Source organism: Kitasatospora sp. NPDC015121 (assembly GCF_055562955.1).
Map to the genome: position 1 here is coordinate 49,490 of NZ_JBVHEH010000006.1, position 24,242 is coordinate 73,731.

Below are 24,242 nucleotides of genomic sequence, written 5' to 3' on the forward strand. Positions count from 1 at the left end.
GCGCCCGGCAACATGCTCGGCAAGTGGTGGCGGGCCAAGCGGGGGCGGCTTGCCCAAAGCCGACGATTGTTGTGAAGGACTCAACCGCCGTGGCCATCGACGCTGCCGCACGAACCGAGCACACCCACCCACCCGCCGGACCGACGACGACGGAGCCGAGGACAACCGAGCCGACGACGGCCGAACCGACGACGGCCGAACCGACGACAGTGGAACCGCCCGCCGCCGAGCGGGCCACCCTCGACCAGGCGACCCTGGCGGAGCTGTACCGGCTGCACGGCGGCTACCTGCTGCGGGCGATGCTCCGGGTGACCAGCGGCGACCGGGGCAAGGCCGAGGACATCGTCCAGGAGACCCTGCTGCGGGCCTGGCAGAACCCGTCGGCGATCCGGCGCGGGCCGGAGCACAGCAGGCCGTGGCTGTTCACCGTGGCGCGGCGGATCGCCATCGACCACTACCGGATGCAGTCGGCCCGCGCCCGGGAGGTGTTCGACGAGGCACCGGAGGAGCACGCCGGGACGCACGACCCGTACGACGAGCTCCTCGACGCCCGCGACATGGCGGTGGCACTGGCCGAACTGCCGCCGCACCACCGGGAGGTGCTGGTCGAACTGCACATGCGGGGCCGTTCGGTGACGGAGGCCGCCGCCGTCCTGGGCATCCCGGCCGGGACGGTCAAGTCGCGCAGTTTCTACGCGACCCGGGCGCTGCGACCGATCCTGGAGGCCCGGGGCACGGCCGGCGCCGAGCGGTAGCCGCGGCGCCACGCGCGGGGCCGCCGCCACGGCCCCGGCACGCCGCACCCGACCCCCGGAAGCGGCGCGGGTCACCAGGCGACCCGCGGGCCGCGCTCGATCCGCGGTTCGGCCGGGGCCGGGACACGGCCGTCGGGCACCGGGACACGGCCGTCGGGCACCGGGAGCCGGCCGTCTGGCACCGGGAGCCGGCCGTCTGGCACCGGGAGCCCGTCGTCGGGCACCGGGAGCCGGTCGTCGAGCCGGTGCAGCCGGTCGGCGAGGCGGTGCAGGTGGTGGCGGGTGGTGTCGAAGTGGTGGTGGTCGGCGGGGGCGGGCGCGGGGGTGAGGGCGGCCTCGACCGTCCGTTCGACCTCCTCGATCAGCGCGGCCCACCGGGCGGTGGAGCCCTGCCGCCACGGCGGCTCGCGCCGGACGCGCTCGAACTCGGCTCGGGCCTTGGCGAGTTGGAGGTGCGGCGCGAGCACGGTACGGGGGCGGTGCGGGGTCAGCGCGAGGGTGGTCTGCTCGACGGCGACGGCCAGCCGGCGGGCCACCACCTGCTGCCGACGGCGCGGGCTGAGCAGTTCGCAGGCCAGCACCGAGGCCAGGCAGCCGATCGCGCAGCACGCCAGGTTGGGCAGCAGCAGCGGCAGGCCGGGGTCGCCCGCGAGCTGGGTGACCATCAGCACCACGGTGGCCAGCGCCGCCGCCTGGTACAGGTAGCCGGTGCCGGACAGCGCCGGGACGAGTCCGGCCGCCAGCGCCAGGACGGCGAGCAGCGCCCAGTCGGGACCGGCGCAGGCCAGCACCAGCCCGCTGCCCAGCAGGCCCAGCGCGGTGCCGCAGAACCGTTCCAGCGCACGGCCGGCGACCGGCCCGATGTCCGGACGGCACACGAAGGTCACGTTCAGCACCGCCCAGTACGGGTGCGGCAGGCCGACGCACCCGGCCGCCGCGCCCGCCAGCAGCAGCGCCAGGCCCACCCGCAGGCCGCCCAGCCAGGACCTCGGGTCCGTCAGCACCGCCCGGGCCACCGCCCGCCGCCGCCCGTCCCGCCAGTCGCCCGGCGCGACCGGTACGGCCGGCACGCCCGCAGCGCCCGGCGCGTCCCCGCCCCGCACCGCCGCCCGCGCGGCCCGCGCCAACCGCGCGTCCAGCGGCCCGCCCGCCACCGGCCACGCCGCGTCCGCCCCGGCGCCCGGCCGTTCCGCCACGAGCCGTCCCGCCGCGATCCGCTCCGCCTCGGCGCGCAGCCGCTCGCGCAGTGCCGCGTCGCAGCTCAGCCCGCGGGCCCCGGCCGAGGAGGCCGTCTCGGCGAGTTCCAGCAGCCCGGGCAGGTGGCGGGCCAGCAGCGGGCTGCCGCCGACCGCGCCGGTGTGCCGGGCCCGTTCCAGCGCGTCGTGCAGCTCGCGCCGCCGCGCCGTCCCGGCGGGGCCCGCCGCATCCGGCTCCAGCACGGCCGCGCAGCCCGTCAGGCACTGCGCCAGCAGGGCGCGTTCGGCCCGGCCGCGGAAGAACGGGCGTCCGGCCAGCGCCAGCGCCACCACCGACAGGCCGCCCAGCAGCAGCAGCGCGGGCGGCCACCAGAGCGGGCCGGGCAGCGGCAGGTCCAGCGCCACCTGGGCGTCCATCAGCAGGATCATCGCGCCGAGCGAGCCCTCCAGGCTGACGCAGGCCAGGGTCCCCGCGAGCACCCCCAGCGCGGGCAGCAGGTACGGCGCGAACGCCGTGCCCTCGGCCGCCAGGGTCGCGAACGCCCCGCCCACGCCCAGCAGTTGCGGCAGCAGCATGGTGATCGCCCGGTGCCGGTAGGCGGCCGCCACGTCGGTCAGCACCGCCGAGAGCGCCCCCAGTGCCACCATCACCCCCTCGGCGGGCCGCCCGGCCAGCAGACCGAGACCGGCCGGCGCGGTCACCGCGAACAGCGACCGCCAGGCCGCGGACGAGACGGCGGGCCGCCGCCGGGGGGCACAGGTCTGCCGCACCCAGGGCAGCAGCGAGTCGGACCGGAGCGTGCGGGGACGCCCGTGTCGAAGAGTTGACATGCCGCCATGCAAGGCGACGCCACCCCGCCGCCCACCCGCCGCCGCCACCGACCTGCGCCGCCTGGAGGCGGGATTTCGCTTTCCCGGGGGAGACCCCGTGACCTGAACGTTTCGCCCGAACGGAGTACGTAACCTCCCGCGCCGCCCCTCCCGCCGCCAGCCCCCGCCCCCTCCCGCTCCGCCCCGCCGCCAGCCTCCCGCCGCTCAGCCGCCGGGGTAGCGCAGCGTCCAGTACGGGTCGGTGGCCTCGGTGTACGCGCCGCCGCCGGGGGAGGGGCCGCTCACCTCGCGGAGCAGGTCGCGGGCCAGGACGTCCAGGGCCCAGGCCAGTTCGAGCCGAGCGAGCCGGGCGACCGGCAGCGCGTCGACGCCGTGCGCGGCCCCGAGGAACGCGCCCGCGGTGGCCGCGACCGAGCACGGGTCGGGCGCGGCGGTCGCGGCGAAGCGCAGCGCGGACTCGACGTCCGTCCGGCGGGGGAAGCGGGTGTGCACGTACAGGCCGCCGAGCAGCGCGGACACGGCGGTCGCGTCGGGCGCGAGCCGGGCCAGCACGCCCGGGTCCGGGCCGTCCGCGGCGCCCGCCAGCAGCACGTCGAGGGCGTCGGGCGGCACCGGCAGGGCGGCCAGCGCGGCGGGCAGGTGCGGCAGCGGGTCCGCGCCGGTCAGGCAGTGCGCCAGCAGCGCGGTCCCCTGGAGGGCGGCCTCCTGCGCGTCCGGCGCGCCGTGGGTGAGCGCGGCGATCTCCCGGACCGTCGTGGCGTAGCCGTCGCCGCGCCCCAGCGCCCGCGGCACGGCCAGCGCCAGCGCCCGGGTCAGCGCGTGCGCCCCGCGGCTCCGGCCGGCGGCCCCGTCGAACGACCGGGTGACCAGCGCGGCCACGGTGGCCGGTGCCGAACCGCGCCGCTCGCGCAGCTCCGGCACCTGGGCCAGCCACCCGTCCAGCCGCCCGCCCGCCGGACCGGGCAGCACGCCCTGCAGCACGCCCCACCGCCCGTACGCGGCCCGCACCACGGACGGCGGATGGCAGATGCCCCGGTGGTGCCACCGCACCATCGCCCGGAGGAACCCCTCGACGGTGAACGCCCCCAACTGCGTCGCCACGCCGACCCGCAGCACCCCCTGCTCCGGCCACCGCCCCCGCACCACCCCGGCGGCGTCGCCCAGCGCGGCCCCCAGCACCAGCCCGCGCGCCCGCGCCTCGTCCACCCGCACGGCTTCCGCCCCGGTGGCGCTCCCGCCCTCCGTCATCCCCGTTCCTCCCTCCGCCCGGCCGGTCTCCGGCCCCCATCCCACCACGGCCCCGCCCGGGGGCGTCAGGCGCCCGCGTGCAGGTACGCGGCCCAGAGCGACGGCGATCCGCCCAGGTCCATCGGGGCGGGCAGGCCGTAGCCGTCGCGGACCAGCCGGACGGCCCGGTGCAGGGCCTGCGCCGAGCGGTCCGGGTCCAGGCCCCCGGCCCCGCGCCCCAGCTCCTCGTAGAACAACTCGGCCACCGTGACCGAGAGTTCGTCGTCGATCTCCCACAGCGTGCCGATCACGTGCGGGAACCCGGCGAGCTGGAAGGCCGAGGTGAGGTGGATGGCCTCGTCGAGCAGCTCGGCGGTGTCGACGGCCGCCGTCCGGCAGGCCGAGAGGTAGGCCAGCCGGGCCCGTCCCAACTCGACGGCGGCCAGGCCCGCGACGGTCAGCGGGTCGTCCGCGTGGTCGTGCAGCAGGAGCAGGCTGCGGGAGGGGTCGGCGGGGTCGCTCGAACCGTGGCAGCAGAAGTGCGCGATCGCGCACTCCGGCAGCCGCCCCAGGACGGCGGCCTTCGTCGGCACCGGCGCCCCCGGGCCGGCCGGACCCTCCCCGGGGTCCGGCTCCCGCAACAGCATCGGGGAGGGCAGCCGGTCGAGCAGGGCCGCCACCTCCTCCCCGACGTGCTCCAACCACCCGTCGCCGGGCAGCCCGGGCGTGGTCGGCATCGCCACCACCAGGCTCCGGGCCGGCCCGGTCGATCCCGCCCCCGCGGCGGACCGGGCGCGTTCGCGGGCGTGCCGCAGCGCGCGGACCGTCGGGGTGTGGGAGGAGACGACCCGGTCCATCGCCGTGCGCCGGTCCGGCCGGTCGCGCGGGTCGTCGTGGTGCCCCGCGGCGTGCAGCGGGAGCAGCCCCAGCAGGCCGCCCGGCACCCACCACACCCGGGGCCAGTCCGCGCCGTCGCCGGGCTGCCCGTGGAACCCCAGCGCCCGCAGCACCGGGCCCACGGCCGCGTCCCACAGCCACCGCAGGACCTCCACCATGGCGGCCTCGGCCGCGACCCGCTCCGCCAGGTCCGGGCTCGACGTGCCCTGCCGCGCCCGCAGGAAGACGTCGAGCCGTTCGAGCAGCGCCTGCAGGGCCAGGTCCGGCAGGCGCAGGGCCCGGACGCCGCCCTCGGTGACCAGCAGCGCGTCGCTGCGGTACGCGCTGGTGTTGAACACCACGACGGGGCCGTGGGCCGCCTGGGCGCGGAGCTCGGCCGGGGCGGGCGGCAGCGCGAAGGCGTGGAAGCCCTCCAGCGCGCGGATCTCCACCAGCAGGTCGGCGAAGTCCCGGGCGAGCAGGTGCCGTTCGCGCGGCGGCCCGGCCGCGGCCGGGCCGGGTGCGGTGGTGTCGGCGGGGCTGTCGAGCCGTTCCCGCAGGTCGCTGAAGCGCTCGGCCAGGTCGGGGCGGCGCCCGCGCAGGTCGGTCAGGTCGTTGCGGGTCTCCAGGGCCTGGCTGAGCAGGACGGCCCGGCCGGTCTCCAGCAGTCCCAGGGCGCGTTCGGCCCGTCCGGCGGGCGTGCCGCCCGGGGCGGCGAGGGCCAGCGCGGCGGCATCGCCCACCAGTCCGGCGAAGTGCCCGATGGCGTACTGCTGGTCGCCGCGCTCCAGGCGCCGGGGCGCGACCTGCGGCAGCAGCAGGACCGCGCTCTCCGCCGCGTCCGCGGCGGCGGCCAGGTCGCCCGCCGCGGCGAGCAGGGCCGCCGCCTGGCCCGCCTCCGTGATCCGGCGGCCGGGGGACGCGGACCGGACCTTCGAGGCCGCCAGCCGGCAGGCGATCGCCTCGCGCAGGTCGGCGGGTCGCTCCGTCCGCCGGTAGCGGGCCAGCAGGCTGTCGGCGAGGTTGGACAGCCCCAGTGCGTAGTCGGGGCGGTGGGCCGGAACGGCGGCCACCGTCTCCTCCAGGTGGCCGATCGCCGCGTCCAGGTCGGCGGGCGACTTCGTCCGTTCGTACCTGATCCGGAGGGCGCCGCCCAGGTTGGTCAGCATCGCGACCCGTTCGAGGTTGTCCGCCGTAGCCGCGGCCACCGCCTCGGTCATGCGCGTGATCGCCGCGTCCAGGTCGGCGGGCGACCCCGTCCGTTCGAACCTGCGCCGGAGCGCGCCGCCCAGGTTGGTCAGGACGCCGGCCAGGCCGGGGGTGCCCCCGGCCTGGGACACCGCCTCCGTGAAGCAGTTGATCGCGCCGTCCAGGTCCGCCACCCGGCTCGTCCGGTCGTAGCGGGAGCGCAGGGCCATGCCGAGCTTGGACAGCCGGACCGCGCGCTGCGGGTGGCCGGCGGGGGTGAGGGAGACCGCCCGGGTCAGGCAGGCGACGGCGGCGTCGGCGTCCGCCGCCGTGGCCAGCCGCTCGCTCCGGTCCCGCAGGGCGTTGCCGAGGTTGGTCAGCGGGATCGCGCGCTCCTCGTCGTCCTCGGCGGCCTCCTCCGCCGCCCGGAAGCGGTCGATCGCGGCATCCAGGTCCTCCAGCGCGCCCGTGCGCTCGAAGCGGGCCCGGAGCGCGCCGCCGAGGTTGTTCAGGACGCCGGTCCGGTGCGGCACCTCGGCCGACGAGGACTCCAGCAGCTCCGTCAGGTGCCCGATGGCGGCCTCGGTATCCGCCGGCGTCCCCGTCAACTCGCCCCGCTTGCCCAGCGCGCCGCCGAGCGCGACCAGGAGCGAGGCCCGTTCGGGGTGGTCCGGCGGGGCGGTGGCGACCGCCGCGCGGGTGTGGTCGATCACGGCGTCCAGGTCCGCCATCGCACCGGTCAGCTGGAAGCGCACCTGCAGCGCGTGGGCGAGCCGCTCCAGCCGCGTCGTCCGGTCGGGGCGGTCGGGACGGTCGGGCCGGTCGGCGGGACCGGCCGGCTCGGCGGGGTCGCCCGGGACGGCGGCCGCGGACCGCCGCAGGTGGTCGATCGCGGTGTCCACGTCCGGGAGCGCCCGCCGGTCCAGGGCGCGGTGGATGAGCGCGCCGCTGAGGTGGAACCGCTGGGTGGCGCGCTCGTCCGGGTCGAGGGCGGCGGCCAGCGCCTCGCCGAAGCGGTCGATCGCCGCCTCCAGGTCGGCCGGCCGCTCCGTCCTGAGGTAGCGCAGGCGCAGGCACTCGCCGAGGAGGCACAGCATCCTGGCCCGGTCGGGGTGGCCGGGCGGGGTCGCTGCCACGGCCTCCCGGAAGCGGTCGGCCGCGGCGTCCAGGTCCGCCACCACGCCCGTGTGCAGGAATCGGAGGCGCAGGGCCTCACCGAGGTCGAACAGGCGCTCCGCGCGGTCGGCGGCGCCGGCCGAGGCGGCCAGCGCGGCCTCGAGGCGCTCGACCAGGTCGCGGGTGCCCGCCCGCACCTCCCGGCTCCCGGCCCGGAGTTCGGCCAACTCCTGGCGGAGGGAGAGGAGCCGGGGCCGGTCGGTGTGGTCGGGGACGGTGAGGGCCACCGCCTCCTCCACCCGCGCGACCGCCGCGTCCAGGTCGGCCTCCGCGCCCGCCCAGGCGAACCTGTCGCGCAGCGCCAGCGCCAGGTTGAGCAGCACGAGCGGGCGGTCGAAGGCGTCGATCGAGACGTCGACGGCGAGGCGCAGGACGCGGATCGCCTCCGCCAGGTCCGCCGCTTCGGTCCGCCGCCCGAAGCGCCGCCGCAGGGCGTTGCCCAGGTTGTTCAGCCGCAGCGCCCGGTCGGGGTAGTCGGCGGGGCCGGCGGCCTCCGCCTCCCGTCCCGCCGCGATGACGGCGTCCAGGTCCGCCGGGTCGTCCAGCCGCTGGTAGCGGTCGTCCAGGGCGAGCCCGAGGTGGAACAGCCGGTCGGCCCGGTAGGGGTGGTCGGCCGGGGTGGCCCGGACGATGCGCCGCCACAGCTCCACGGCGTGGGAGAGGACGCCGGGGTCGGGGGAGAACTGCGAGCGCTGCAGCAGCTCGGTGGCTTCCGGGACGGCGGCCCCGGCGAGGTCCGGCAGCATGTCCTCGGGCAGGTCGGGGAGGTCGGGGTCGTCGGGCCGGCCGAGGAAGAAGCACAGCCCGAAGGCCTCGTGGGCCGCCGCGAAGTCGTCCTGGTCCGCGCCCTCGGGAAGGGCCAGGTAGCGGAAGAAGTGGAACCAGCCGAGTACGTACGCCGCGTCGGGGTCGCCGTCCGCGTAGTACCCGGCCACTGCCCGGGCCTCGTCGAGCCCCGCGGGCTCGAACAGCAGGGTCGGGTCCTCCTCGGTGTCGGACCGGTTGATCCGGGTCCACAGCGCGGCCAGTCGTGCCGTGCGCGTCATGTCGTCGTCCACTCGTCCTTCGTGCGGACCGGTCCGCGGCGGACGTGCCGCGCCGGGTCGGGTCGGGTCGGTGCGGGTGCTGCGGGTGCTGCGGGTGCTGCGGGTCCTACGGGACCAGGCCGGGCGGCGGCGCCGCCGCGGTACCGCCCGCGGTACCGCCCGCGGTACCGCCCGGGGAAGCGGGCGGGGGAGCGGACGGCGGCGCGGGGGCACCGGCCGCCCCGGCGGACGGGAGCGGGCCGGGGGCCAGGAGCCCGGCCAGGCGCGCGCCGTCGGCGGCGGTCAGCCGGCCCGGGCAGTCGAGGCCGAGCCGGCGTGCCAGGTCGGCCGCGTGCAGCCGGACGACGGCCTCCAGCAGGGTGGCGTAGGCGTCGGCGGCGGCCCGGAAGCGGTGGTGCCCGGTGAGGGCGAGGACGGCCGCGACGAGCAGCGCGGGCCACCACCACAGGGCCAGCGGCAGGTAGAGCACGGCCCAGGCGGTGAGCGTCGCCGCGCGGGCCAGGGCCTGCCGGGCGGCGGTGACCTCGGTGCGCGGCGGGTCGGGGAGGGTCAGCCACAGGTGCGGCCACAGCGTGGTCAGGTCGAGCCCGTAGCTGTCCTGGACGCGCAGCGCGGCGAGGTGGACGCGGTCCCCGCTCCAGGTGGGGCGGACGGGATCCTCGGTGCCGGTCCGGCCCACGGCCGCGCGCGCCCTGGTCAGGGCGGCCTGCGCGGCCGGGCGGGCGGCGGGGGCCGCGACGTGGAGCACGGCCCGGGCCCGGCGGGCCCGTTCGCGCCGGCGCCGGAGGCGGGCCTGCCGCCACCGGGTGCCGAGGTCGGCCCAGGTGCGGGCGCCGACGGGCCAGCCGGGCCAGTCGGCGGCCAGGTGCAGCCGTTCGACCAGGGAGCCGAGCGCCTGGGCGACCACCCCGACCCCGGCGGCCGCGAGGCCCACCGCGACGAGCAGCACCGCCTGGCCGCCGGAGGTGCCGAGCGCGGGGGCCTTCGCCCAGGCGCCGACCCGGTCGGCCAGCCGGGCGGCGTCGAACGGGTGCGCGTGTCCGAGCCGGGCCGCGGCCACCGCGACGGCGAGGTAGAGCGCGCCCGGCAGGACCAGCAGGGTGAGCCACTTCTCGGCGAGCTTCTTTCCCAGTTCCGCGAGCACGCCGCCCACGCCCTCAGTCCTCGCGGCGCAGCAGCGGTGCGCCGTTCACGGCGCACCGGGGCGTCCCGCCGGAGGCGTCGGGCGCGTCGGAGGCGTCGGGCGCGTCGTGGCGCAGGCAGCGTGCCAGCGGGCACAGCAGGACGGGTTCGACCGGCACGGCGTGGTCGACCCCCGCCGTGAACAGGCTCCGGTCACTGACCCGGCCCGGGCCGGTGTAGGCGTCCAGCCCGCGCCGGTCGCCGGTGGCCCGCAGCGCCCGGTGCAGCGCGTCGAGCAGGCCGGGCAGCTCCCGCACGTCCCGGTCCGGTGCCAGGACGGCGTCCAGCGGCGTCGCCGCCCGCAGCGGGCTGTCCCGGAGCCGCCGGCGGATCTCGGACTCGTGCGCGCACGCCCCGGCGAGCCGCACCGCGTTCTTCCTGTCGAGCACTCGGGCTCCCCCCCCCCGGTCGTCCGACCGGCGCCGGCCGGGTCTGGCCCGCGCTCCCGGTCGGTCCCCACCCCCGTGCGGGCACTGTAGCCACCGGTGGGCCGGTGGCGTGGTGCCGTCCGGAGGTTCGCCGCGCGATCGTGACAGAGCCGTAGTCGATCGTGTGGGAAGCGGGTGGATCCGGTGGGCGCCGGCCGCCCCGGGGCCTCGGCGCCCCCGTACGCTACCGGCCATGACGAACACGACAGCGACCCAACGTCCGGGACTGGCCCAGCATTTGAAGGAGAAGGGCGCGGCGATGCGGGACGCCGCGCGGCGGCGGCCGAGCAGTGCGGACTGGGACGAGGAGATCGCGGCGGTCTGCGTGGCCGACGACGCGACGGGGGTGCGGAAGGTCCGGGTGGGGGAGTGGTCGCTGCTCGGGGACGGCGGCCCCGACATCGGCGGGTACGGTCTGGGGCCGTCCTCGCCGGAGCTGCTGTGCGCGGTGGTCGGTACCTGCCTGACGCACACCGTGCTGTGCCTGGCGGCGCTGGAGGACGTGCCGCTGGACCGGGTGGAGGTGCGGGTCCGGGCCCGGAACAACGACGCCCGGTTCTTCGGGGTGCCGACCGACGCGCCCGCCGTCCCGTACGACCTGACGGCCGACGTGGAGCTGCGCGCCGACGTGCCCGAGGAGGTGCTGGCGGGACTGCTGGCGGCGGCTGACGCGCGGTGCCCGATGCTGCGAATGGTGCGGTCGGAGCACGCGGTGGTGCTGCGCCGGGCCTGAGGCGGCGGCCGCCCCGGGCCCGGCGGGCGGACGGGGCGTCAGCCGTGGAAGGCCGTGGTCCGTCGGGGGGTTCGTCGGAGGGCCCGTAGGCTTGGCCCGACGGCACCGATCCGCCTGGGGAGGGTTTGCCTCCGCTTCCCCCGCCTCGTCGGGGTGACGCTCCGCCGCGAACCGAAACCCGTTCGCTCCGGGCGGGTCGAACGCCGGAGAAGACCACGGAACCGCCCGGAAGGACCCCGACCCTGACCTCCACGCCCACCCACCGGACCGAGCCGACCCACGCGTTCCTCGACCCCGCCGCCTTCGCCGCCGCGCTCCCGCCGCACGTCGTCTCCGCCACCGTCCTGCTCACCGACACCGACGACCGGATCCTGATGCTCCACCAGGCCCGCCCCTACCCGGGCCACCCCGCCTGGTGGCAGCTGCCCGCCGGACTCGCCGACCCCGGCGAGCACCCGCCCGCCACCGCGCTGCGCGAACTCGCCGAGGAGACCGGCCACCGCCCCACCGGGCCGCTGCGCCCGCTCGCCGTCGACTACCGCTCGGCCGCCGACGGCTGGCCCCCGGTCATCGACTTCGCCTACGCCGCGCCGCCCGTCCGGACCGGCCACCCCGTGCGCCTCAGCCCCGAGCACGACAGCTGCGCCTGGCGCAAGTACGCCGAGTGGCTGCCCTACCTCCAGCCGGAGCAGCGCCCCTGGTTCGCCGCCCTCCGGGCCGCCCACCGCAGCCGCCGCACCGCCGTCCTGATCGACGGCCGCCCGCACGACTGAGCGCCCGTCACCGCGCGGCACCCACCCCGGTTCGACCGTCGGCGGCGGGAACGGCGGGCGCGGGCGCCGGAGTCGACATGTCGCCAGTCCGGCGTCCGACGTCCGGCGTCCGACGTCCGGCGTCCGACGTCCGCCGGGTCACCCGGCCTTCGCGGCCGCCGCCACCCGCCGGGTCTTCGCCCAGTCCGTCCGGCCCCGGACGATCCGCCACAGCGCCCGCCAGGTCGCCAGGTAGGTGACGTACGTGAGCAGGTACGAGGCGTGGTGCAGCCAGACCGACCGCCACCAGCCGTAGCCGCCCGCCCGGCGGTGGTACAGCGACGCCTGGTAGAGGTGCGGCGCGAACGCCAGCAGGTACACGGCGAGCGCCGTGCCCACCGCCGCGGCCGCCCCGGCGTGCGCCCCCACCGCGACCGTCGCCAGCACGCCCAGCACCGCCAGCAGGTGCGCCAGCACCGACCAGGGCAGCGCCAGGCACCACGGCTGCAGCAGGTACAGCGCCAGCTCCAGGGCCGCCGCCGTGCCCAGCCGCGAGCCGCGCCACACCTCGCCGATCCGCCCCGCGCAGACCATGTGCCCCTGTGCCCAGCGGGTGCGCTGGCGCAGCAGCGCCCGCAGCTGCTCGGGGCCCTCCTGGACGACGTGCGCCAGGCTGGTGGTGCGCAGCCGCCAGCCCCGGACGGCCAGCGACAGCGCGAGGTCGAGGTCCTCGGTCAGCGAGTCCGTCCACGGCGCGCCCGGCACCGAGCGCAGCGCCGACAGCCGGGCGAACTGCGCGTTGCCGCCCAGGCTGACCGTCCCGACCGGGTCGCGCCCGTACTGCGCGGTCGCCGCCGCGCCCCAGAACCCGGCGTCCTGGATCCGGGTCAGCAGCCGGTCCCGGTTGCGGATCCGGACGGCCAACTGCGCGCCGCCGACCGCCGGATCGGCGAACAGCGGCGCGACGTGCGCCAGCGCGTCCGGGCTGAGCCGTCCGTCCGCGTCCATCACCACCACGACCACCCGGTCCTCGGCCAGCCCCAGCCGCCCGACCGCGTCCGCCACGTGCGGCAGCGCCGCGTTCAGCGCCGCGCCCTTCCCCTGCCGGGCCTGCGGCGGCCGCCGCGACAGCACCTCCACCCGGCCCTCGCCGCCGTCGGCCGCCAGCGCCCGGGCGGCGGTCGCGTCCGCGGACCCGTCGTCGACCACGGTCACCCGGGCCCGCGGGTCCTGCGCCAGCAGGTTGGCCACGGTCGCGCCGATCACCGCCTCCTCGTCCAGGCAGGGCACCACGAACCAGAACACCGGCCCGCCGTCCCCGGAGGCGGCCCCGGCCCCCTCCCGGCGCTCCGCCCGGGCCCGCAGCCGACCCGAGACCTGCAACGCGACGAAGTACGTCAGCCCGTAGCCGAGCACCAGCAGCGCGACGGTCGTCAACACGTCCCCGGGCAGGTTCACCCGCGCCTCCCCCGCCGCTCCGGCCGCGTCGGCACCGGCCCCGCCACCGGCGCGTCCCGGCGGGGCGGCAGACCCACCGCGCGCAGCAGGCAGGCCAGCGCCGCGACGGCGGTGAACAGCCCGGCCGCGACCGCCAGGGTCAGCCCGCCGTCGCGCAGCACCAGCCGGGCCGCGTGCGCGCCGGGCCGGTCCGAAGCCGCCAGCGCCCAGCCGGCGAGCAGCCCGCCCGTGCCGAGCAGCACCGACAGCAGCCGCCGCCCCCACGTCCCGTGTCGCCGCACCGCCGCCCCCTCAGCTCGCGGCCCGGCCCGGTCGGCGGATCGCCGACTCGCCGAAGCCCGCCGCCCGCAGCACCACCGCCCGCTGGTAGCCGCTGCCGAACCGGGCCGGCTTCGGCGTGCGGAAGGTCAGGTGCTCCAGCGCGGCCACGATCCGCTCGGCGGCCCGCCCGTCGCCGTACGGGTTCTCGGCGGCGGCCATCGCGGTCCGCGCCGCGCCGTCGTCCAGCAGGTGCCGGACGGCCGCCGCGACCGCGCCGGACTCGGTGCCGACCAGCCGCAGGGTGCCCGCGTCCACGCCCTCGGTGCGCTCGGTGGCGTCCCGGGTGACCAGCACCGGCACGCCGAGCGCGGGCGCCTCCTCCTGGATGCCGCCCGAGTCGGTCACCACCAGGGCGGCCCGGCGCAGCAGCGCCGCGAACACCGGGTACGACAGCGGCTCGGTCAGCAGGACGTTCGGCAGCCCGCCGAGCGTGGGCCGCAGCTGCGCCCGGACGGCCGGGTTGGGGTGCAGCGGCAGCACGAACACCGTCTCCGGCCGCTCCGCCGCGACCTGCGCGAGCGCCTGCGCGACGTGCCCCAGGCCGCCGGTGGCCAGGTTCTCCCGCCGGTGCGCCGTCACCACCACGAGCGGCCGGCCGGGGTCGGCGCCGGGCCGTGCGAGCAGCGCGTCCAGCGCGGGCACCCCGGTCGGCCGCTCGCCGCCCGGCCGGTCGGCGGACGCGGCCCACAGCAGCGCGTCGATCGCGGTGTTGCCGGTCACGAACACCTGCTCGTGGCGCACCCCCTCCAGGATCAGGTTCTCCTCGTTCAGCGAGGTCGGCGCCAGGTGGAAGGCGGCGATCCGGGCGATCAGCTGCCGGTTCAGCTCCTCCGGGAACGGCGCGCTGGTGTCGTGGGTGCGCAGGCCCGCCTCCACGTGCGCGACCGGCATCCGCAGGTGGAACGCGGCGAGCGCGACGGCCACCGCCGAGCTGGTGTCGCCGTGCACCAGCGCCCAGACCGGGTACCGGTCGGCCGAGCCCGGAGCCCCGGCCGGCCCCGGGGCGTCGGGCGATCCCTGGGCGCCGGCCGGCCCGCTCCCGTGCGGCCCGAAGCGCTCGGTGAGGGCGTCCTGCAGGCCGGACAGCACCCGGGCGAACAGGTGGTTCAGCGGCAGCCCGGGCGCCCCCACGGCGAGGTCGAGGTCCGGCCGGAGTCCCGCCAGGTCGAACACCTCCGCCAGCAGCTCCCGGTGCTGACCGGTCGACACCACCAGCGGCCGCAGCCGGGAGCTGGCCGCCAGCGCCCGGATCACCGGCACCATCTTGATCGCCTCGGGCCTGGTCCCGACCGCCACCAGCACCCGGGCCCGCCCGTCCTCGCCCTCTGGGCCGTCCGCCTGCTCCACCACCGAGCGCCCTCCTGCCTGCCGACACGGACCCGGTCGCTCACCATCCTCGGCCGGACGGCGCGCGGGCACCCGCCGCGCTGCGCCGCCCGGCTGAGCGGGGTGCCGGTCGGGCGGGGTCAGCCGGCGGGCTCCAGCACCATCGCGTCGGGGCCCTTGCCGGGGGTGTTGGCGCAGCGCCGGTCGGCGGCGGGCTGCTCCAGCTGCAGGCTCAGGCAGGTGCCGAGGGCCCGCTGCCCGAAGGCGTTGGGGTGCAGCGACTCCTGCAGCTGGCCCTGGCCGACGCCGGAGGTCACGAAGCGCATCCACTCGCTGGTCTCACCGGTGGGCGGGTGCTGGAGGTCGGCCTGCCGGGTGCCGGTGGAGCAGACCTCGCGGCCCTCGAAGGAGCGCGACAGGTCGAGGAACTCCGCCCCGGCCTCGTGGGCCGCCTCGGCCAGCGTCGCGCTGATCTCGGGGACCAGGTCGTCGTGCGCCCAGGTGAGGTCCTGGTCGAAGAACGGGCAGCCGCCCTCGGTCAGGCGGTCGTACTTCTCCCCGGGGTAGCGGATCCGGCCGGCGTCGGGCAGCGGGGACGGGTACGACTGCAGGACCAGCCGGTACGAGCCGGCCTCGTGTCCGGCCTGCTCCAGCGCGGTCCTCACGTCCGCGAGGGTGTCGACCGCGGCCTGCCGGACGCCGGGCAGCCGCTCCTCGACCTGCTCGGCGGCGTCGGGCGCGCACGGGGAGCCGCCGAAGGGCTTGAGGAACTCCTTCGTGCAGCCGGTGATGATGTCCGAGAACCCGAGGTCGTTGCCGCCGATCGACACCACCACGGCCCGCACCGGCTGCCCGGTCACCGCCTCCTGGAGCTGCCCGGCCTGCGAGGGTTCGCCCTTGAACGGCTCGCCGCCGTGCTCCGGCAGCTTCACGGCCGTCGACGTCGCCCCGGAGCAGGCCAGGTTGAGCTTGCGCACGTCCAGCGTGAGGGACTGCACCTCGGCGACGTCGGAGCGGTTGCACTTGTTCTCGTACGAGGCGCCGTACACCCGCTCCGGGTCGCTCTCGTCGGTCGCCGGGTCGTACGCCCGGTCGGTGCGCGACCAGCCGAGCGCCGACTCGTTGCTGTTGCCGGACCAGCGCCCGGCCTCACCGGAGATGAAGCTGTCGCCCAGCGACACCACCCACGGCGCGTCCGCCGCGGGCGCCCGGACACCGGACGCGTGCGCGGGCGCCAGGCCCGTCGCACCCGCCACGCACACGGCGGCGGCCAGCGCCGCCACTCCGCGACGGCAGCGCGAACGCGAGGAAGGAGAAGAAGAAGAGGTCATGCCCACGGTTTCGGCAGCGGCCCGCCCGGAGGTTACGGGAGGCGGCCCGTTCGCATCCGAATGGAGCAGTTCCGGTGGGCGGGGCGGCTCCGGTGCGCCGGGCCGTCAGGCCGCCGGGCGGAACAGCAGCAGCAGCCGTTCGCGCACGACCGCCCAGTCGGCGGCGAGGTCGTGGCCGCCGGCCGAGGAGATCAGCAGCAGGCCGCGCATCGCCTGCAGCGCGGTGAGCAGCGAGGCCGCGAACTCCGGCGAGTCGGCGGCCGGGCCGGAGACGGTCCGGACGGCGGTCATCAGCTCGTTCTCCAGGCGGCGCTCGAACTCCCGCACCACCGGCCGCAGTTCGGGATCGTGCCGGGTGCCGATCAGCAGCTCCAGGAACGCCTGGTAGTCCCGGGTGTTCATCAGCCGCCAGATCATCTCCAGCCCCTGCCCGGCCCGGTCCGGCTGCGGGGTGGCCGCCAACTGCCGGGCCTGTGCCGGGGCCAGTGCGGCGTACGCGCCGGCCAGGTGGTCGGTGACCGCTTCGACCAGCGCGTTCCTGGTCGGGAAGTGGTGCACCAGCCGCCCCCGGCTCACCCCGGCGGCCTCGCCCACCGCGAGCGTCGAGAACCCGGCGTACCCGCTGTCGCACAGCACGTCCACGGCCGCGCGCAGCAGCAGGTCACGGGTCTCCAGCGCGCGCTGCTGGACCCGGCGTTGCCGGGCGGCGTCGGTCGGTGCGGGCATGTCCGGATCCTATCCGTGCGCCGGGCCCCCGCCCGTACGACCCGCACCGGCCGTGCCCCCGGCGGCCCGCTCGGAGGGCGCCGGGGACACGGCCGGAGGCCGAGCGGCCGGGTCAGACGGTCAGTGCGATCCGCAGGGCCTCGCCGCTGCGCATCAGCTCCAGCGCCTCGTTGACCGAGGTCAGCGGCAGCCGGTGGGTGATCAGCCGCTCCAGGTCGAGCCGGCCGGTGCGGACCAGTTCGGCGATCCGGGCGTAGGTGCGGGTGACGGTGTCGCCGCCGTAGAACGAGGGCAGCACCCGCTTCTCGCCCGCGGACAGCTCCCACATGCTGATCGGGAACCCGTCCTTCGCGCCGCCGACGCCGACCAGCACCACGCTGCCGCCGCGCCGGGTGGCGTCGTACGCGGAGCGGAAGGTGGCGGGGCGGCCGACCGCCTCGATCACGTGGTCGAAGCCGAGGCCGCCGGTGGCGTCCGCGACCGCGTCGGCCAGGGCCTCGGGGGCGACGGCTGCCGTCGCGCCGAAGGACAGCGCCCACTCGCGGCGGGCCGCGACCGGGTCGACCGCGACCACGTGCGAGGCCCCGGCGGCCTTGGCGCCGAGGACCGCGCTGATCCCGACGCCGCCGCAGCCGATCACCGCGACGCTCTCGCCCGGCCGCACCCCGGCCGTGTTGAACACCGCGCCGACGCCGGTGGTGACGCCGCAGCCGATCAGCGCGGCCGCGTCGTACGAGATGCCGTCCGGGACGGCGCTGGCGAAGCCGGCGTTCAGCACGACCTCCTGGGCGAAGGTGCCCGCGCCCATGAAGCGGAAGAAGTCCTGGCCGCCGGAGCGGAACGCGGGCGTCGTCATGGCGGCGTTGCCGCTCTGGCACAGCTGGCCCTGCCCGCGCACGCACCAGGCGCACTCGCCGCAGGACGGCCGCCAGTTGACGATCACCCGGTCGCCCGGGCGGACGTGGGTGACGCCCTCGCCGACCTCCAGCACCTCGCCGGCGCCCTCGTGGCCGAGCACCAGCGGCATCGGCGCCGGGATCGTGCCGTTCATGCCGGACAGGTCGGAGTGGCACAGGCTGGTCGCCCGGATGGCGACCCGCACGGTGCCGGGGCCGAAGCCGATCGCCTCGACGTCGTCGCGTACCTCCAGCGCGGTGGCGCCCGGAGCGGTGATCATTGCAGCCAACATGGTGGTTACTCCCGGGAAGTGACGGTCGGTCAGACGGTGGCGGGCAGGGCGACGGTCTTGTGCTCCAGGTACTCGCCCAGGCCCTCGGCGCCGAACTCCCGGCCCACGCCGGAGTTCTTGTAGCCGCCGAACGGGCCGCGCAGGTCGATGGTGAAGCCGTTCACGGTGTACGTGCCGGTGCGGATCCGGCGGGCCAGCTCGACGCCGCGCGCCACGCCCTCCTCGGTGCGGGCCGTGAACACCGCACCGGACAGGCCGAATTCGGAGTCGTTGGCGATCCGCACCGCCTCGTCCTCGTCGGCGTACCGGATCAGGCAGACCACCGGACCGAAGACCTCCTCGCGGGCGATCCGCATGTCGTTGGTGACCTCGCCGAACAGCGTCGGCCGCACGTACGCGCCCGCCTCCAGCCCGGCCGGGACGCCGCCGCCGGCCAGCAGCCGCGCGCCCTCCTCGCGGGCGATCCGGATGTAGTCCAGGTTGCGCGCCTGCTGCCGCTTGGACACCAGCGGCCCGACCTGGGTCGCCGGGTCCAGCGGGTCGCCCACCCGCAGCCCGTCGAAGGCGGCGGTCAGCGCGGCCGCGAACTCCTCGTACCGGGAGGCCGGCAGCAGGATCCGGGTCAGCGCGACGCACGCCTGCCCGTTGTTCAGCAGCGAGCCCGCCACCAGCGCGGCCACGGTCGACGGCAGGTCGGCGTCCGGCAGCACGACGCCCGCCGACTTGCCGCCCAGCTCCAGCGTCACCCGGGCCAGGTGCTGCGCGGCGGACGCCATCACCTGGCGCCCGGCGGCCACCGACCCGGTGAACGAGACCTTGTCGACGTCCGGGTGCGCCACCAGGTACGCGCTGGTCTCCCGGTCGGCGGGCAGCACGCTCAGCACGCCCTCCGGCAGCCCCGCCTCCGCGCACACCCCGGCCAGCAGGTACGCGTCCAGCGGCGTCTCCGGGCTCGGCTTCAGCACCACCGTGCAGCCGGCCGCGAGCGCGGGCGCCAGCTTGGCGGCGGTCACGAACTGCGGGACGTTCCACGGCACCACCGCGGCCACCACCCCGACCGGCTCGCGCAGCACCAGCAGCGGCTGCCGCAGGCCCTCGCGCCGCTCCTCGAACGGGAACTCCCGGGCCGCCGCCGCCACCAGCCCGTACTGCACGGCCGCCGCCGCGGCCTGGTTGACCGCGCTGAACGAGGCGGGCGAACCGTTCTGCGCGCTGATCACCCGGGCGAACTCGTCCTTGCGCTCCAGCATCAGCGCCTGGATCCGCTCCAGCACCGCGAGCCGCTCGGCCAGCGGCAGCCGCGGCCACGGCCCGTGGTCGAACGCCTCCCGGGCGGCGGCCACCGCCCGGTCCACGTCCTGCGGCGAGGCGTGCGGGACGCGGCCGAGCAGCGCCCCGTCGTGCGGCGAGACGACCTCGATGGTGTCGGTTCCGGCGGGGGTCTCCCACCGTCCGCCGATGAAAAGGGTGCCGTGTACGGCGGGTGCCTCGGCCATGGCCGACTCCTTCTGCTCTGCGTTGACCCCTTAAACGTACACAGCTGACTGTTTAGAGTCCAGGGCCGGGCAGTCGGGGGCGGATCGTCCGGTCGGGGCCGGGGCCGGGGCCGGGGCCGGGGCCGGGGCCGGAGTCGGCGCGGCGGGGTCGGCGCGGCGGGGTCGGCGCGGCGGGGTCAGAGCGGGCTGAGGCGCTCGGCGCGCTGCCAGTGCCCGACGGCGACCCGGACCCTTCCGGCGGCGTCCTCGGCGCGGGCCAGCGAACGCAGCACCTCGGCGGTGTCGCGGTCCTCGCCGCGCTGCTCGGCCTCGGTGAGGGCGAGGTGCAGGCGGGCCCGGGCCTCGGGGTGGCGGCCGAGCGCGGTCAGCGCCCCGCCGCAGGCGGTGTGCAGCCGGACCCGGTGGGCGAAGGGGGTCCGCCCGTCGGCCAACTCCAGCCCGTGCAGGGCCTGTTCGAGGGCGGGCCGGGGACGGCCGGTGGCGAGCAGGTGGTGGGCGTGGTGGTGCAGGGCGAGGGTCACGGTGCGGCGGTTGTCGGTGGCGAGCGCGGTCTCCAGGGCCTCGGCCAGGCCCTCGTCGGCGGCGGCGGTCTCGCCCCGGGCGGCCTGGACGGCGGCCAGGTTGACCAGGGCGACGGCCCGGCCGACCGGGCTGCCGGCCCGGTCGGCGAGACCGGGGGCCGGGGCGAGGCAGGCGGCGGCCTCGGCGAGCCGCCGCTCGGCGAACAGCACCCAGCCGAGCAGCGCCCGCACCTGGCTCTCACCGTCCGGATGGCCGGCCGCCGTCGCCGCGTCCAGGGCCTGCCGGAGCAGCGGCGCCCAGCCGTCCCGGGTCCGACGGACGATCAGCGGCCACTGGACGAGCACCAACTGCCAGGCCCGGTCCGGGGCGACCGGGGCGACCGAGGCGACCACCCGGGCCAGCGTCTCGCGGTGCGCCGCCAGCCAGCGCAGCGCCTGCGCCGGGCCGGCGAACCCGGCCCCGGCCCCGGCCCGAGGGCGTCGGTCGTCGGCGGGCGGCTCGCAGCACGGCGGACTGTCGGGCGCGACGGCCGCGTCGGCGGCCAGCCCGGTGCGCAGGTACCGGTCGGCGAGCCGGGAGAGCGCCGCCTCCCGCTCCGACGCGCCGAACGAGGAGGCGAGTCGGCGGACGTACAGCCACACCAGGTCGTGCAGGGTGTACTGCTCGGGGCCGGTCCAGGCGACCAGGTGGATGGCCGCGAGTTGCTCCAACGCCTCGGCGGCGGCGTCGGGTTCGAGGCCGGCGAGGGCGGCGGCGCCGGGCGGGTCGACCAGCGGGCCCGGGTGCAGGCCCAGCGCCCGGAACAGCCGGGCCGCGGTGGGCGGCAGCTGCTCGTGGGAGAGCCGCAGCGCACTGGCGACACTCAGCTCCTCGGCCGTCAGACGGCCCAACCGGCGCTGCCCGTCGCGCAGTTGCCCGGCGAGGGCGGCCAGCCCGCGGTGCGGGTCGACGGCGGCCTTGGCGGCGGCGATCCGCAGCGCCAGCGGCAACCCGCCGCACAGATCGGCGAGTTCGCGGGCCGCCTCCGGCTCGGCGGCGACCCTCCCCGGACCGAGGACCCGCGCCAGCAGCCCGACGGACTCCTCCGGGGACAGCACCGTCAGCGGGACGGGACGGGCGAGTTCGGCGGCGACCAGGCCCGGCAGCCGGTGCCGGCTGGTGACCAGCGCGGCCGAGCCGGCCCCGGCCGGCAGCAACGGCCGGACCCGCGCGGACTCCCGGGCGTCGTCGACCACGACCAGCACCCTCCGCGAGCGGGTCAACTGCTCGTAGCGGGCCGCCCGGGCGGCGGCCCCGACGGGCAGCTCCTTCGGCGGGACACCCAGCGCGATCAGGAACTCGCCCAGCACGTCGCCGAGTTCGCGGTCCGGCCGGTCGCCGAACCCGCCCAGGTCGGCGAACAGCACGCCGTCCGGGAAGCGCCCGCCGTGCCGGTGCGCCCAGGCCAGTGCGAGCGCGGTCTTGCCGGCCCCGGCCGGCCCGGTCACCAGGGCGATCGGCCCCTCCGGCCCCGGCCTCAACGCCTCGTCCAGCGCGGCGAGTTCGTCCTCCCGGCCGTGGAAGCCGCGCGGCGGCGGGGGCGCCAGCAGGGGCAGCAGCGCAGGCGTCGGCGGGGGCGCGGAGCCGGCGGCGCCCGGGACCGGGCCGGCGTCCGGAGCAGCCGCCGGGGCGGGCGGCGCGCCGTGCCGGACGTACGCCCGGGCGGCGCGCAGTGCGGCGCCCGGGCCGACGCCGAGCCGGGCGGCGAGCGCGTCACGGGTGCGCCGGTAGCACTCCAGCGCCTCGGCGGTCCGCCCGGCGGTGTGCAGGGCCAGCACCAGCCCGGCCGCGAGCGATTCGCGCAGCGGGTGCGCGGCGGTCTCGGCGCGCAGCAGCTCGGCGGCGCGCCCGGGCCGGCCGAGCCGCAGGTGCTGCTCGGCGAGCAGCTCGACGGCGCCCACCCGGCCGTCCTCCAGGGTCTGCCGCCAGGAGTCCAGCAGCGGACCGCCGCCGGTGCCGGACAGCGCCGGGCCGCGCCACAGGCCCAGCGCGCGCTCCAGGTCCGCGCAGGCGTCCGCGGGGTCCCGTCCGGCGGCCCCGGCCCCGGCGACCAGGGCGCGGAAGCGTCCCAGGTCGAGCGCCGCCTCGGGCAGGTGCAGGCAGTAGCCGTCCCCGACCGTCTCCAACCGGACGCCGTGCCGGTCGGCGCCGTGCCCGGCGAACAGGGCGCGCAGCCGCGAGACGTGGGTCTGCACCACGGCCCGGGCGTTCGCCGGCGGCTCGCCCGCCCACAGCGCCCCGGCCAGCCGGGCGGTCGGAACGGCCCGGCCCCGGCACAGCAGCAGGACGGCCAGCAGACCGCGCCGCCGCTCCGGCCCGAGCCGCACCTCGCCGCCGGCCCCGTCCGCCGCGACCGCCCCGAGCAGCCGGAACTCCACCGCACCCTCCAAGATCGCCCGCTCCGGGACGGACCCTACCGGCTGCCCGGCCCCGGCCGGCACGCGGTCGCCCGCCCCGGCCGAGCGGTTGTCGGAGCGGACTGCGACAGTGTGCGGACGTGCGGACGGAATCGACCGGAGGGGCGCGATGACGGGCTGGGCGGGGATCCGGTGGGAGGGCTGGAGCGACCACGCGGCGGTCCGGGCCCGGCTCGACGCGGGCGCGGATCCGGAGGACTACGGCGGTGGCGCCCGCCCGCTGCACTTGGCGGCGGCCCACGGCTCCCCGGAGACGGTGGCCGAACTCGCGGCCCGGGTCGCGGACGTGGACGCGTCGCAGGGCGGGACGACCGCCTTGTGGGCGGCCGTCCTGGCCGGCCGCCCGGAGAACGCCCGGGCCCTGGTCGCCGCCGGCGCCGACCCCCGGCGTCCCCAGCTCGGCGGCTGGTCGGCGGCCCGCCTCGCCTTGGCCGGGCCCGACCCCGGCCTGTTCGCGCTCCCCGCCACCGGAGCGGGAGCGGCCGTCCCCCCGGCCGAACTGACCGAGGCCGAACGGGAGCAGGTCCGCACGGCCCGGTAACTCATCGACGCACTCGGGGAGTTCCACTACGAGGGCACCGGCCTGGCCTGCGTCGCGGGCATCGACGCCGCCGAAGCGGTCCGCCGCCTGGGTGCGGCGCCCGTGTCCGAGGGGTTCCTGGCGGGGTTCCTCGCCCGGCCGTACGAGTGGGACGAGGAGGAGGCGCTGCTGATCGTCGGCGTCACGACCGTCCCGGGCGGCTGCGTCGTCACCCAGCCGTGGGGCTCCACCCCGTCCACCCCGGGCGTGCTGGCCCGACTGACCGTCGGCACGGTCGGCTACGGCCTCTACGTCAATCCGAAGAGCGGCAACCAGGGCGCCACCGTCCGCGACGGCGCGGTCGAGGGCTGGGACCTGCATCCGGGCGGCGGCCCGACGCCTCACGGCGCGCCCGGGCAGGTCCTCGCCGATTACCTGTACCGGCACCGGCCGATCGCCCAGGCCTGCGCCTTCGCCGGTCTGCGCCCCGTCGACGCCCGCGCCGTCACCGGGCCCTCCGACCTCGTGGTCCGACTGCCCGCCCTCGACCACCGGGCCTCCTGACCGGGCCTCCTGACCGGGCCCGACCGCCCGGCGCCGGACGTCGCGGTCCGGTGCCGGGCGGTCGGTGCCGCGGTTTCGCGGTTTCGCGGCGGTGCTCAGTGCCAGCTGTCGGTGACGGTGAAGGTGCCGGTGGCCGGGGTCGTCGTGGTGCGGTTGGCGCCGCCCTCCCAGACCACGCTGCCGTCGGGGGACTTGATCAGGTACTTGTACTCGACCGGGGTGTTGGGCGGCAGCTGCAGGCCGGCGGTCCAGGTCGGGTACGTGGCGGAGCCGGTGGTCAGCGGGACCGCCGAGGCCGGGTTCCAGCCGCCGAGCTCCGCGAGGTTCCCGGACAGGTAGAGGCCCTGCCCGTACGCGGTGGTGGCGGTGACGCGGAAGGTCGAGGCGACCGGGGCGCCGCTGCCGACGTTCCAGCGGTCGTTGATCGCGGTGACCGTGGTGGTCGAGTGGGTGACGGTGCGGTTCGGGACGCTCTCCCAGGTCACCGCCCCGGTGCTACTGCGGATCAGGTACTTGTACTGCGCGGTGCTGCCCTCGATGATCTGGATGTACCCGGTCCAGGACGGGTAGCTCTGGGCGGTGGTGTGCAGGGGGACGGCCGAGGCCGGGTTCCAGTTGCCGAGCTCCGGGGTGTTCCCGCTGATCAGGACGGTGTCGCCGGGGTTGGTCAGGGCGGAGACCGTGACCTGGACGGTCGCTTCGGCGGTGGCGGCGCCGGCCGGCGCGGCGATGCCGAGCAGCCCGGTCAGCAGGGCGGCCACGAGCAGGAGCGGACGCCACCAGGTGGTGGCGGCGGTGCGGGGCGGTACGGCGGTCATGGGTCTTCCCGTCTCTTCTCCGTCGGTGCTGACGCGGTGTCAGCACCCGTTGATCACAACATGAGATCAACGGAAGAAGCCACGGATTCCGCCCTCCGGCCATGATCGCCGTCAAGTTCAGGTCA

19 protein-coding genes are annotated in these 24,242 nt (G+C 77.6%); 5 read left to right on the plus strand and 14 right to left on the minus strand.

What is annotated here, in order from left to right; all coding sequences use genetic code 11:
• The first annotated feature begins 89 nt into the window (after positions 1 to 89).
• Positions 90 to 755: a sigma-70 family RNA polymerase sigma factor gene (locus tag ACZ3J7_RS10220; protein ID WP_465618804.1), complete on the plus strand. Its 666-nt coding sequence runs from the start codon at positions 90 to 92 to the stop codon at positions 753 to 755.
• Between the two features lie 71 nt (positions 756 to 826).
• Here the strand turns inward: ACZ3J7_RS10220 and ACZ3J7_RS10225 are convergent, their stop codons facing one another.
• The 5 genes from ACZ3J7_RS10225 to ACZ3J7_RS10245 all read right to left on the minus strand — a co-directional run bounded on the left by ACZ3J7_RS10225 (position 827) and on the right by ACZ3J7_RS10245 (position 9,866).
• Positions 827 to 2,782 carry an FUSC family protein gene (locus tag ACZ3J7_RS10225; RefSeq protein ID WP_465618806.1) on the minus strand — a complete coding sequence of 652 codons (1,956 nt, stop codon included), beginning with the start codon at positions 2,780 to 2,782 and terminating at the stop codon, positions 827 to 829.
• 204 nt (positions 2,783 to 2,986) lie between these two features.
• Positions 2,987 to 4,030: an ADP-ribosylglycohydrolase family protein gene (locus ACZ3J7_RS10230; RefSeq protein ID WP_465618808.1), complete on the minus strand. Its 1,044-nt coding sequence runs from the start codon at positions 4,028 to 4,030 to the stop codon at positions 2,987 to 2,989.
• A gap of 65 nt (positions 4,031 to 4,095) precedes the next feature.
• A complete protein-coding gene (locus ACZ3J7_RS10235) occupies positions 4,096 to 8,295 on the minus strand; it encodes a CHAT domain-containing protein (RefSeq protein ID WP_465618810.1) in 4,200 nt (1,399 codons plus the stop codon).
• Between the two features lie 106 nt (positions 8,296 to 8,401).
• Positions 8,402 to 9,448, minus strand: coding sequence for a hypothetical protein (locus tag ACZ3J7_RS10240; RefSeq protein WP_465618812.1), 1,047 nt, complete (start codon positions 9,446 to 9,448; stop codon positions 8,402 to 8,404).
• A gap of 4 nt (positions 9,449 to 9,452) precedes the next feature.
• Positions 9,453 to 9,866, minus strand: coding sequence for a hypothetical protein (locus ACZ3J7_RS10245; RefSeq protein ID WP_465618814.1), 414 nt, complete (start codon positions 9,864 to 9,866; stop codon positions 9,453 to 9,455).
• Between the two features lie 232 nt (positions 9,867 to 10,098).
• On the opposite strand from ACZ3J7_RS10245, the gene ACZ3J7_RS10250 reads away from it, so the two are divergent.
• Entirely contained in the window at positions 10,099 to 10,638 is a 540-nt protein-coding gene (locus ACZ3J7_RS10250; protein ID WP_465618816.1) for an OsmC family protein, read from the plus strand.
• 125 nt (positions 10,639 to 10,763) lie between these two features.
• Entirely contained in the window at positions 10,764 to 11,411 is a 648-nt protein-coding gene (locus ACZ3J7_RS10255) for an NUDIX hydrolase (protein ID WP_465618818.1), read from the plus strand.
• Between the two features lie 138 nt (positions 11,412 to 11,549).
• Here the strand turns inward: ACZ3J7_RS10255 and ACZ3J7_RS10260 are convergent, their stop codons facing one another.
• The 8 genes from ACZ3J7_RS10260 to ACZ3J7_RS10295 all read right to left on the minus strand — a co-directional run bounded on the left by ACZ3J7_RS10260 (position 11,550) and on the right by ACZ3J7_RS10295 (position 22,176).
• Positions 11,550 to 12,848 carry a glycosyltransferase gene (locus ACZ3J7_RS10260; RefSeq protein ID WP_465618820.1) on the minus strand — a complete coding sequence of 433 codons (1,299 nt, stop codon included), beginning with the start codon at positions 12,846 to 12,848 and terminating at the stop codon, positions 11,550 to 11,552.
• Positions 12,845 to 13,129, minus strand: a complete 285-nt coding sequence (locus tag ACZ3J7_RS10265; protein WP_465618831.1) for a hypothetical protein — start codon at positions 13,127 to 13,129, stop codon at positions 12,845 to 12,847. Before ACZ3J7_RS10265 ends, ACZ3J7_RS10260 begins: the two co-directional genes overlap by 4 nt.
• Positions 13,130 to 13,139: 10 nt before the next feature.
• A complete protein-coding gene (gene wecB, locus ACZ3J7_RS10270; RefSeq protein ID WP_465618833.1) occupies positions 13,140 to 14,519 on the minus strand; it encodes a non-hydrolyzing UDP-N-acetylglucosamine 2-epimerase in 1,380 nt (459 codons plus the stop codon).
• A gap of 116 nt (positions 14,520 to 14,635) precedes the next feature.
• Complete coding sequence (locus ACZ3J7_RS10275) at positions 14,636 to 15,778, minus strand: GDSL-type esterase/lipase family protein (protein WP_465618835.1); 1,143 nt, start codon at positions 15,776 to 15,778, stop codon at positions 14,636 to 14,638.
• Between the two features lie 153 nt (positions 15,779 to 15,931).
• A complete protein-coding gene (locus ACZ3J7_RS10280) occupies positions 15,932 to 16,552 on the minus strand; it encodes a TetR/AcrR family transcriptional regulator (protein ID WP_465618837.1) in 621 nt (206 codons plus the stop codon).
• Between the two features lie 112 nt (positions 16,553 to 16,664).
• Positions 16,665 to 17,741: a zinc-binding dehydrogenase gene (locus ACZ3J7_RS10285; RefSeq protein WP_465618839.1), complete on the minus strand. Its 1,077-nt coding sequence runs from the start codon at positions 17,739 to 17,741 to the stop codon at positions 16,665 to 16,667.
• Positions 17,742 to 17,770: 29 nt separating this feature from the next.
• A complete protein-coding gene (locus ACZ3J7_RS10290; RefSeq protein WP_465618841.1) occupies positions 17,771 to 19,237 on the minus strand; it encodes an aldehyde dehydrogenase in 1,467 nt (488 codons plus the stop codon).
• A 176-nt stretch (positions 19,238 to 19,413) separates the two neighbouring features.
• The gene (locus tag ACZ3J7_RS10295; RefSeq protein WP_465618843.1) at positions 19,414 to 22,176 is read right to left on the minus strand and encodes an AfsR/SARP family transcriptional regulator; all 2,763 of its coding nucleotides are present in this window, start codon (positions 22,174 to 22,176) and stop codon (positions 19,414 to 19,416) included.
• Between the two features lie 148 nt (positions 22,177 to 22,324).
• Here ACZ3J7_RS10295 and ACZ3J7_RS10300 point away from each other — a divergent pair, with 148 nt between their 5' ends.
• Both ACZ3J7_RS10300 and ACZ3J7_RS10305 read left to right on the plus strand, forming a co-directional pair.
• Positions 22,325 to 22,756 carry an ankyrin repeat domain-containing protein gene (locus ACZ3J7_RS10300; RefSeq protein ID WP_465618845.1) on the plus strand — a complete coding sequence of 144 codons (432 nt, stop codon included), beginning with the start codon at positions 22,325 to 22,327 and terminating at the stop codon, positions 22,754 to 22,756.
• Positions 22,757 to 22,858: 102 nt separating this feature from the next.
• Positions 22,859 to 23,299: a hypothetical protein gene (locus ACZ3J7_RS10305; protein ID WP_465618847.1), complete on the plus strand. Its 441-nt coding sequence runs from the start codon at positions 22,859 to 22,861 to the stop codon at positions 23,297 to 23,299.
• 95 nt (positions 23,300 to 23,394) lie between these two features.
• On the opposite strand, the gene ACZ3J7_RS10310 is transcribed toward ACZ3J7_RS10305, so the two are convergent.
• Positions 23,395 to 24,117 carry a carbohydrate-binding module family 20 domain-containing protein gene (locus ACZ3J7_RS10310; RefSeq protein WP_465618849.1) on the minus strand — a complete coding sequence of 241 codons (723 nt, stop codon included), beginning with the start codon at positions 24,115 to 24,117 and terminating at the stop codon, positions 23,395 to 23,397.
• Positions 24,118 to 24,242 lie beyond the last annotated feature (125 nt).

What these genes read in the sequence shown, in the direction of transcription:
- ACZ3J7_RS10225 (WP_465618806.1), bottom strand. Translation starts at nt 2,782, where the DNA reads ATGTCAACTCTTCGACACGGGCGTCCCCGCACGCTCCGGTCCGACTCG.
- ACZ3J7_RS10230 (WP_465618808.1), bottom strand. Translation starts at nt 4,030, where the DNA reads ATGACGGAGGGCGGGAGCGCCACCGGGGCGGAAGCCGTGCGGGTGGAC.
- ACZ3J7_RS10235 (WP_465618810.1), bottom strand. Translation starts at nt 8,295, where the DNA reads ATGACGCGCACGGCACGACTGGCCGCGCTGTGGACCCGGATCAACCGG.
- ACZ3J7_RS10250 (WP_465618816.1), top strand. Translation starts at nt 10,099, where the DNA reads ATGACGAACACGACAGCGACCCAACGTCCGGGACTGGCCCAGCATTTG.
- ACZ3J7_RS10280 (WP_465618837.1), bottom strand. Translation starts at nt 16,552, where the DNA reads ATGCCCGCACCGACCGACGCCGCCCGGCAACGCCGGGTCCAGCAGCGC.
- ACZ3J7_RS10285 (WP_465618839.1), bottom strand. Translation starts at nt 17,741, where the DNA reads ATGTTGGCTGCAATGATCACCGCTCCGGGCGCCACCGCGCTGGAGGTA.
- ACZ3J7_RS10290 (WP_465618841.1), bottom strand. Translation starts at nt 19,237, where the DNA reads ATGGCCGAGGCACCCGCCGTACACGGCACCCTTTTCATCGGCGGACGG.
- ACZ3J7_RS10300 (WP_465618845.1), top strand. Translation starts at nt 22,325, where the DNA reads ATGACGGGCTGGGCGGGGATCCGGTGGGAGGGCTGGAGCGACCACGCG.
- ACZ3J7_RS10310 (WP_465618849.1), bottom strand. Translation starts at nt 24,117, where the DNA reads ATGACCGCCGTACCGCCCCGCACCGCCGCCACCACCTGGTGGCGTCCG.